Here is a 7,688-nt window from a genome sequence, read left to right as displayed (position 1 = left end):
GCACTCCCCCAAGCTCTTCGAGCAGGGGGTACCCCCAGAGCACGCACCGGACGCCGCTCCTTGACGGGCGAACGTTGCCTGCCGGGGCACTAGGCAGTCCCGGGGCCCCGCTGTACGAGCATCATGGCCATGTCGTCGTTGAGCAGCCCGCCCGCGTAAGCCCGGAGGTCGGTGGTGATCTCCTTCAGGAGCGGCCCGGGGGCCTGGTCGGCCCACCGCACGACGCGTTCGGCAAGCGGGTAGAACGTGCCCTCGCTGTCGCGGGTCTCGGTGACGCCGTCGGTGTAGAGGAGGATCCTGTCCCCCTCGTGGAAGGGGAAGGTCGCCGCCGTGTACGTGCTGTCGGACATGGCGCCGAGGCCGAGCGGCGGGGCGGGTTCGGCCACATGGAGCGCGGTGGCGGTCCCGGTCGCCCGGCGCAGCAGCAGCGGCGGCGGATGGCCGCAGCTGATCATGTGGACCACCGGCTCGTCGTCCGGGATGTCGAGCACCACGGCGGTCACGAAGCGTTCGGCGGCGTCGGGCTCGCATTCCGAGAACTCCGCGAGGCCCCAGCGGACGGCGTCCTCGACGTAGGGGACCAGTTCCGTCAGCGGGATCTGCCGGTGGGCCGCGGCGCGGAAGGCGCCCAGCACGATCGCCGTGTCGCTGATGGACGCGAGGCCCTTGCCGCGCACGTCTCCCATGATCAGGCGGGTGGAGTCGGTGGTGCGGGCCGCGGCGTACAGGTCGCCGCCTATGTAGGTGTCGGCCTCGGCACTGTGGTACTCCGCGGCGAGGGACACCGGACCGGCCCGCTCCGGGAGCGGGCGCAGGACGACGCGCTGAGCGGTGTCCGAGACCGTGCGCGCCCTGACGAGTTCCCGTTGGTGCCGGTCCCGCAGGTGGGTGAAGGCGACCAGGAGGACGGAGAGCGCGGCGAGTGAGGCTAGTTCGACCAGCACACTCTCGGTGATCAGGGTCCGTCGCTCCGCCCCCGCGGCGATCAGCGCGAGTACCGCGAGGGCACCGATCAGGGCCGTGGGTCGCGGACCGGCACCGATGGCGGTCACCGCGGTGGCGACGACCAGGAGATGGGCGAGATGGATGTCCGGCGGCAGGAACGCGTCGGCCGCCGGGATGGAGATGATCAAGGCCAGGGGGATGACCAGGAAGAGCGGGTGCGGGGCTGCCCGGCGCCAGACCTGGAGGATCCTGGTCGCGGATGTAATGACGGTCGCAGCGCTCATTCCTGCTCCGGATGGTGGCGGCCTGGTGGGGGGTCACGGCACCGGGGGGAGCCGCGGTGGGGGGATCAGGTGCCGCCGACACCATGTCCCTCAGCGGTGTCAACGGATCGGTGCTGCGCTCTATGCCGCGCCGGGCGAGCAGGGCGTGTGCCGCTCACCGACAGCGACTCACAGACATCCGAGTGCCTGATACGTCGCGCGGGTCGTGGCGGCGATCTGCGACCAGGTGCGGTCACGGGCGACGAAGGCCCGTGCGGCGGCTCCCCGGTCGCGGCGCGTCCCCGGACTGCGCAGCAGCGCCTCGAGCGCGTCCGCCCAGGCGCGAGAGGATCCCGGCACCACCAGTTGCCCGTTCACGCCGGATTCGACCAGTTCCCTGATCGCGGGGAGATCACTGGCCGCCACGGGAAGACCGCTCGCCATCGCCTCGACCAGCGCCGGCGGGACCATCGGACGGCAGCCGGGCTCGTCGGTGCGCGGCGCCGCGAACACGTCGAGCACGGCGTGGTGGGCGCGCACCTGGCGGTGCGGCACCCGGCCGGTGAACAGCGCGGTGCCGTCGTCCAGTCCCAGCCGAGCGGCCAGCGTCCGCAGCGACCGGCGCTCGGGGCCGTCGCCCACCAGCAGCAGCCGCAGCGGGACGCCACGGCGACGCAGTTCGGCACCGGCTTCCAGCAGGGTGGCGAGGCCCCCGCGGCGAGTGAGGCCGCCGACCGTCCCGAGGACGTGTTCGTCCGCTCCGATGCCGAGCCGGGCGCGCAGAGCGCTGCCGTCGGGCAGGGGCTGGAGGAAGACGGGATCGACGGCGTCCGGCGCGACGCGCACCCGCTCCTCGGGCACCCCGCGCGCGACGATCTCGGCCTTCACCGCCTCGCTCGGCGCCAGCACGGCGTCGGCCTCGCGCAGGCAGTACGTCTCCGACGCACGCTGGGCGAGGTACGGATCGTCCTCGCCCGAACGCCCCGGGGCCCGCTCCGGCCAGTGCTGCGCCGGGAGCGCGCGCAACTCGTAGACCACGGGCAGCCCGTACGTCTCGCGCAGGGCGAGCGCCACCTGGCCGTTGCCGTGGTCGCTCGCCGCGTGCAGCACCGAGGGCCGCAGCCGTTCGACGAGCCGGGCGGTCAGCTCGGCGTCGCGCGCGAGGAGCGGTCCGCCGCCGTGGGGCAGCCACCGGGGCAGGAGCCGGTGCTGGGGCACTCCACCGAGCAGATCCAGCGACCGCGCGTCGAACACGCCAAGGGTGACCGGGAATCCGATGCGCGTCACCACGTGCGGATCGAGCCCCGCCTCCGACTGCGCCCGGGCGAGTGCCTGGGTGCGCAGGGTGTAGTCCGTGCGCTGGTGCGGCAGCCCGCTGGTGACCAGGTGCAGTACACGCCCGGGCACGGGCCGGACCGGACGCCCGGCCGGTGCCGGTACGGGTGCCGCGGGCGGCTCGAACGAGCGGCCCCGTGTCGCGAGGACGGACGCGGCCAGCATGAGGGCACGCACGGAACGACGGGACGGACGACGGGACATGCCGCCAGGCTAGTGCCGCAACAGGCAGGCGGCCGTCGCGGCCTTCCTCGGCTGGCCGGGCGGGGCGGGGACGGACACGACGGGCTCCTTCGAGGGACTCCACCGTGGAGGAACGTGCGGAGTGAGCGGATGGGGAGAGGCAAGAGGCGCCGGATGCGGCTAATTAACCCACTGGATAGTTAGTAGCGGTGGGTGGGATGTTGCGCCCGCGTTTCCCCGGTGTCAAGAGGTCGTGTCAGGACTGACCGCCGGTGCGGCGGTCAGTCCTCCGTGCGGTCCGCCGTCAGATACGCGATCACCATGTCCCCGAGCATCCGGCGGTAGTGTTCGCGCTGGTCGGCGGCCACCAGGTCCCGGCCGAAGAGGGCGCCGAAGGTGTGCCGGTTGGCGACCCGGAAGAAGCAGAACGAGCTGATCAGGGCGTGCAGGTCGACGGCGTCGACGTCGGCCGTGAACAGCCCGGACTTCCGGCCCGCCGCGAGGATGCGGCCGGTCACCTCCAGGGCCGGCGAGCCGATCGCGCCCAGCTCCTCGGAGGCGGCGATGTGCTCGGCGTCGTGGATGTTCTCGATGCTGACCAGGCGGATGAAGTCGGGGTGCTGCTCATGGTGGTCGAAGGTGACCTCGGCGAGCCGGCGGATGGCCGCGACCGGGTCCAGGTGCTCGACGTCCAGTTCCTGCTCGGCCTGGCGGATCACCCCGTACGCCCGCTCCAGGACGGCCGTGAACAGCTGTTCCTTGCCGCCGAAGTAGTAGTAGATCATCCGCTTGGTGGTACGGGTGCGGGCGGCGATCTCGTCGACCCGCGCCCCGTCGTACCCGGCGCGGGCGAACTCCTGGGTGGCCACGTCGAGGATCTCGGCCTTCGTGCGGGCGGCGTCGCGGATGCGGCCGTTCGGTCGTGCCGGTTCGTCGACGCTGGTCATGGGGTTCCTTGGTGCGAGGGAAGGGCTGTCTGACTCGTTCGCGTGCCCGCGATTGTAGAAGCCCGGCCGCCTTCCGTTCCCCGGAGGGCTTCCGCCGACCCGGCGGCTGCTGCTATGACGAACGTACTAGTTCGTACATTACTGCCAGGAGGACGCCGGTGTCCCAGGACTCGTATCTCGTCGGTCTCATCGGTTCGGGCATCGGTCCCTCGCTCAGCCCCGCCCTGCACGAGAGGGAGGCCGGCCGGCAGGGCCTGCGCTACCTGTACCGGCTGATCGACCTCGACCGGCTCGGAGCCGGTCCGGCAGCCGTGGGCGATCTCGTCCGGGCCGCCCGAGACCTGGGCTTCGACGGGCTCAACATCACCCACCCGTGCAAGCAGCTGGTCGTCCCACACCTCGACGCGCTCGCCCCGCAGGCCGAGGCACTCGGCGCCGTGAACACCGTCGTCTTGAAGGACGGCCGGGCCGTCGGCCACAACACGGACGTCACCGGCTTCGCCGCCTCCTTCGCCCGCGGGCTGCCCGACGCCCCGCTGGACCGCGTGGTGCAGCTCGGCGCGGGCGGCGCGGGCGCGGCCGTCGCGCACGCCCTGCTGACGCTCGGCGCCGGTCACGTCACCGTCGTCGACGCCCTGCCCGAGCGCGCCGCGGACCTCGCCGCCTCCCTGAGCCGGCACTTCGGCGCCGAGCGCGCGACCGGAGCCGGCCTCGACGCGCTGCCGGCGGTCCTGACGGGCGCCGACGGCCTCGTGCACGCGACCCCCACCGGCATGGCCGCCCACCCCGGGCTGCCGCTGCCGGCCCGGCTGCTGCACCCCGGGCTGTGGGTCGCCGAGGTGGTCTACCGCCCGCTGGAGACCGAACTGCTGCGCACCGCCCGCGCGCTCGGCTGCGCCACGCTCGACGGCGGCGGTATGGCCGTCTTCCAGGCGGCCGACGCGTTCCGCCTGTTCACCGGGCGGGAACCGGACAGCACGCGCATGCTCACGGACATCACCGAACTGGCCGGGGCCACGGCCGCCCGTCAGTAGGGAAGGACCCCTGGTGCGTACCTCCATCGCCACCGTCTCGATCGGCGGATCCCTCACCGAGAAGCTCACCGCCGCGGCCCGGGCCGGGTTCGACGGGATCGAGATCTTCGAGAACGACCTGCTCGCCAGCCCGCTGAGCCCCGAGGAGATCCGGGCCCGCTGCGCCGACCTCGGCCTGAGCATCGACCTCTACCAGCCCCTGCGGGACATCGAGGCCGTGCCGGCGGAGGAGTTCGAGCGCAATCTGCGCCGGGCCCGGCACAAGTTCCAGCTGATGAACCGCCTCGGCGCGGACACGGTCCTGGTCTGCTCCAGCGTCTCCCCGCACGCCGAGGACGACGACGCTCTCGCCGCCCGGCATCTGCGCCGACTCGCCGACCTCGTTCCAGGAGTTCGGGATCCGCGTCGCCTACGAGGCACTGGCCTGGGGCCGGCACGTGAGCACGTACGACCACGCGTGGAGCGTCGTCGAGGCCGCGGACCACCCGGCGCTCGGCGTCTGCCTGGACAGCTTCCACATCCTCGCCCGGGGCAGTGACCCGAAGGGCATCGAGGACATCCCCGGCGAGAAGATCTTCTTCCTGCAACTGGCCGACGCCCCGCTGATGGCGATGGACGTCCTGCAGTGGAGCCGCCACTACCGCTGCTTCCCCGGCCAGGGCGGCTTCGACCTCGCCGGGCTCCTCGCCCATGTGATGCGCGCCGGCTACACCGGCCCGCTGTCCCTGGAGGTCTTCAACGACGTCTTCCGGCAGGCCGAGGCCGCCCCCACCGCCGTGGACGCCCGCCGCTCGCTGCTCGTCCTCCAGGAGGCGACCGGACTCGCGGCCCCGCCCCCGCCCGTGGTGCCGACCGGTGTCGCCTTCGCGGAACTCGTCACCCCGGACGTCGACCCGGTCTCCGCGGTCCTCGGCGCGCTCGGCTTCGCCCGCGCGGCCCGGCACCGGACGAAACCCGTGGACCTGTGGGAGCAGGGCGCGGCCCGTGTCCTCGTCAACACCGGCCCGGCCGCACGCCGCGACGGCACCGCCCTCGCCGCCATCGGCCTGGAGTCCCCGGACCCGGAAGGAGCCGCCCGGCGCGCCGAGGCGCTGCTCGCCCCGGTCCTGCCACGCCGCCGCGCCCCGCAGGACGCGCCGCTGGAGGCGGTGTCCGCGCCCGACGGCACGGAGCTGTTCTTCTGCGCCACCGGACGATCCCGACTCCCCGACTGACGCGGGGACTTCGAGGACGTCCCGCACAAGGCCGCGGCCTCCGGCATCGACCGCGTCGACCATCTCGCCCTCACCCAGCCCTGGCACCAGTTCGACGAGGCGGCCCTCTTCCACCGCAGCGTGCTCGGGCTGCACGCCCAGGAAAGCGTCGACGTCGCCGACCCCTACGGACTGCACCGCAGCCGCGCGGTCACCAACGCCGACGGCAGCGTGCGCATCGCCCTGAGCATCGGGCCCACCCCGATCGACGACGGCGCCCGAGCCCAGCACATCGCGCTCGCCACCGAAGACGTGGTCGCGGCGGCCCGCCGCTTCCGCGAGGCGGGCGGCCGGCTCCTCGAGGTGCCCGCCAACTACTACGACGACCTGGCCGCCCAGTACGAGTTCACCGACGGCGAGCTGGAGACGTACCGCGACCTCGGCATCCTCTACGACCGCGACGCGGACGGCACCTTCCTGCACTGTTACACGCACACCGTAGGCCGCGTCTTCTTCGAACTGGTCCGGCGGGGCGGCGGCTACCGGGGGTACGGCGCCCGGAACGCACCGGTGCGGCTGGCGGCGCAGCACGCGAGCCGCACCGGTGCGTTGACGAAGGGCGTCACGGGGCTACGGGACTACAGGTCGAACTCGTGCGGCGGCAGGTCCAGTGCGAAGCACGCCTCCCGGACCACCGCCTGCTCGTCCTTGTCGAAGTCGCCGTCGGCGCCACCGATGACGATGCCGATCTGGATGACGGCCCGTGCCTCGGCCGGCTTCTTCTTCGCCTTGCCGATCTCCTGCAACACACTGACCTTGCCGAAGTCGAAGTCGGCGGTCAGCTTGTTCAGGTTCTCCTCGAAGCGGCGGCGGAGGTCGTCGGCCGGGAAGTTCTGCAGCACCTCATTGGTGGCGATGAGTTGCGCCACGCGCTGACGCTCCGACGGGTCCACGGTGCCGTCGGCCGCCGCGACGAGCGCGCACATCGCCATGCTCGCGTCGCGGAACGCGCCGCTCTTCAGGTCGTTCTTCTTCGCCACGAGCTGCGTCTGCATCGTCGACGCGGATTCCTTGATGCGGTCCCACAGAGCCATGCGGACTCCCTATGTCGTGGAGGAGGGCCCGCCCCCGGCGGGCAGGCCCTCGTCCCTGAAGATCTCTACAGCAACCGAGAAGAGAACTGACGGGGAGTCGCGGAAGTTCCGGTCGTGTTCCACTCCGCGACCACGGGCCGGCCGTGCTCGGTGGAGAGCCGGCTGAGCGTGCCCGTGGCGAGCTGGAACAGCCGCCCCTCGGCGGCCGAGAGGCCGAGGTGCCGCGCGGTGAGGACGCGCAGGAAGTGGGCGTGGGCCACGAGGACCACGTCGCCCTCGGCGAGGTCGGGCGCGATGCGGGCCAGTACCCGGTCCGCACGTGCGCCGACCTCGTCCGGCGACTCACCGGGGTGACCGGGCGGGCCCTGCGGGACGCCGTCGGTCCACAGGTTCCAGTCGGGGCGGGTGCGGTGGATCTCGACGGTGGTGATGCCCTCGTAGGCGCCGTAGTCCCACTCGTGCAGATCCGGGTCGGGGACGGCGCCGGAGAGTCCGGCGAGTTCGGCGGTGCGTATCGCGCGGCCGAGGGGGCTGGTGAGGATGCGCGCGAAGGTGCGTCCGGCGAGCAGCGGGGCGAGGGACTTGGCCTGTTCCTCGCCCCGCTGCGTGAGCGGGAGGTCGGTGAAGCTGGTGTGCTGCCCCGAGACGCTCCACTCGGTTTCGCCGTGGCGGACCAGCAGGAGGTCGCCCACGG

The 7,688-nt window shown here is 72.7% G+C and carries 6 protein-coding genes and 1 pseudogene; 2 read left to right on the top strand and 5 right to left on the bottom strand.

The features are described 5' to 3' along the window. Positions 1-89 precede the first annotated feature (89 nt). The 3 genes from AB0N14_RS15585 to AB0N14_RS15575 all read right to left on the bottom strand — a co-directional run bounded on the left by AB0N14_RS15585 (position 90) and on the right by AB0N14_RS15575 (position 3,673). Complete coding sequence (locus tag AB0N14_RS15585; protein WP_366026168.1) at positions 90-1,229, bottom strand: PP2C family protein-serine/threonine phosphatase; 1,140 nt, start codon at positions 1,227-1,229, stop codon at positions 90-92. A gap of 168 nt (positions 1,230-1,397) precedes the next feature. Continuing rightward, entirely contained in the window at positions 1,398-2,747 is a 1,350-nt protein-coding gene (locus AB0N14_RS15580; RefSeq protein WP_366026167.1) for a glycosyltransferase, read from the bottom strand. Positions 2,748-3,007: 260 nt separating this feature from the next. Next, positions 3,008-3,673 carry a TetR/AcrR family transcriptional regulator gene (locus AB0N14_RS15575; RefSeq protein WP_366026166.1) on the bottom strand — a complete coding sequence of 222 codons (666 nt, stop codon included), beginning with the start codon at positions 3,671-3,673 and terminating at the stop codon, positions 3,008-3,010. Between the two features lie 158 nt (positions 3,674-3,831). On the opposite strand from AB0N14_RS15575, the gene AB0N14_RS15570 reads away from it, so the two are divergent. Beyond that, on the top strand, positions 3,832-4,707 hold the full coding sequence (locus AB0N14_RS15570; protein WP_366026165.1) for a shikimate dehydrogenase: 876 nt from the start codon (positions 3,832-3,834) through the stop codon (positions 4,705-4,707). A gap of 13 nt (positions 4,708-4,720) precedes the next feature. Beyond that, positions 4,721-6,500 (top strand): annotated as a pseudogene (locus tag AB0N14_RS15565) (TIM barrel protein); the annotation flags it as partial. A 38-nt stretch (positions 6,501-6,538) separates the two neighbouring features. Here the strand turns inward: AB0N14_RS15565 and AB0N14_RS15560 are convergent. Next, complete coding sequence (locus AB0N14_RS15560; protein ID WP_366026164.1) at positions 6,539-6,994, bottom strand: TerB family tellurite resistance protein; 456 nt, start codon at positions 6,992-6,994, stop codon at positions 6,539-6,541. A 65-nt stretch (positions 6,995-7,059) separates the two neighbouring features. Next, the gene (locus tag AB0N14_RS15555; RefSeq protein ID WP_366026163.1) at positions 7,060-7,686 is read right to left on the bottom strand and encodes a histidine phosphatase family protein; all 627 of its coding nucleotides are present in this window, start codon (positions 7,684-7,686) and stop codon (positions 7,060-7,062) included. Positions 7,687-7,688 lie beyond the last annotated feature (2 nt).

This window comes from Streptomyces sp. NPDC051104 (assembly GCF_040682835.1).
In the GTDB taxonomy this organism is placed as follows: Bacteria; Actinomycetota; Actinomycetes; order Streptomycetales; family Streptomycetaceae; genus Streptomyces; species Streptomyces cynarae.
The sequence above is the reverse complement of the archived record's forward strand: the minus strand, read 5'-3'. Positions and strand labels throughout refer to the sequence as shown.

Excerpts from the sequence above, each read along its gene's own strand:
- AB0N14_RS15585 (WP_366026168.1), bottom strand. The coding sequence starts at position 1,229 with ATGAGCGCTGCGACCGTCATTACATCCGCGACCAGGATCCTCCAGGTC.
- AB0N14_RS15575 (WP_366026166.1), bottom strand. The coding sequence starts at position 3,673 with ATGACCAGCGTCGACGAACCGGCACGACCGAACGGCCGCATCCGCGAC.
- AB0N14_RS15560 (WP_366026164.1), bottom strand. The coding sequence starts at position 6,994 with ATGGCTCTGTGGGACCGCATCAAGGAATCCGCGTCGACGATGCAGACG.
- AB0N14_RS15580 (WP_366026167.1), bottom strand. The coding sequence starts at position 2,747 with ATGTCCCGTCGTCCGTCCCGTCGTTCCGTGCGTGCCCTCATGCTGGCC.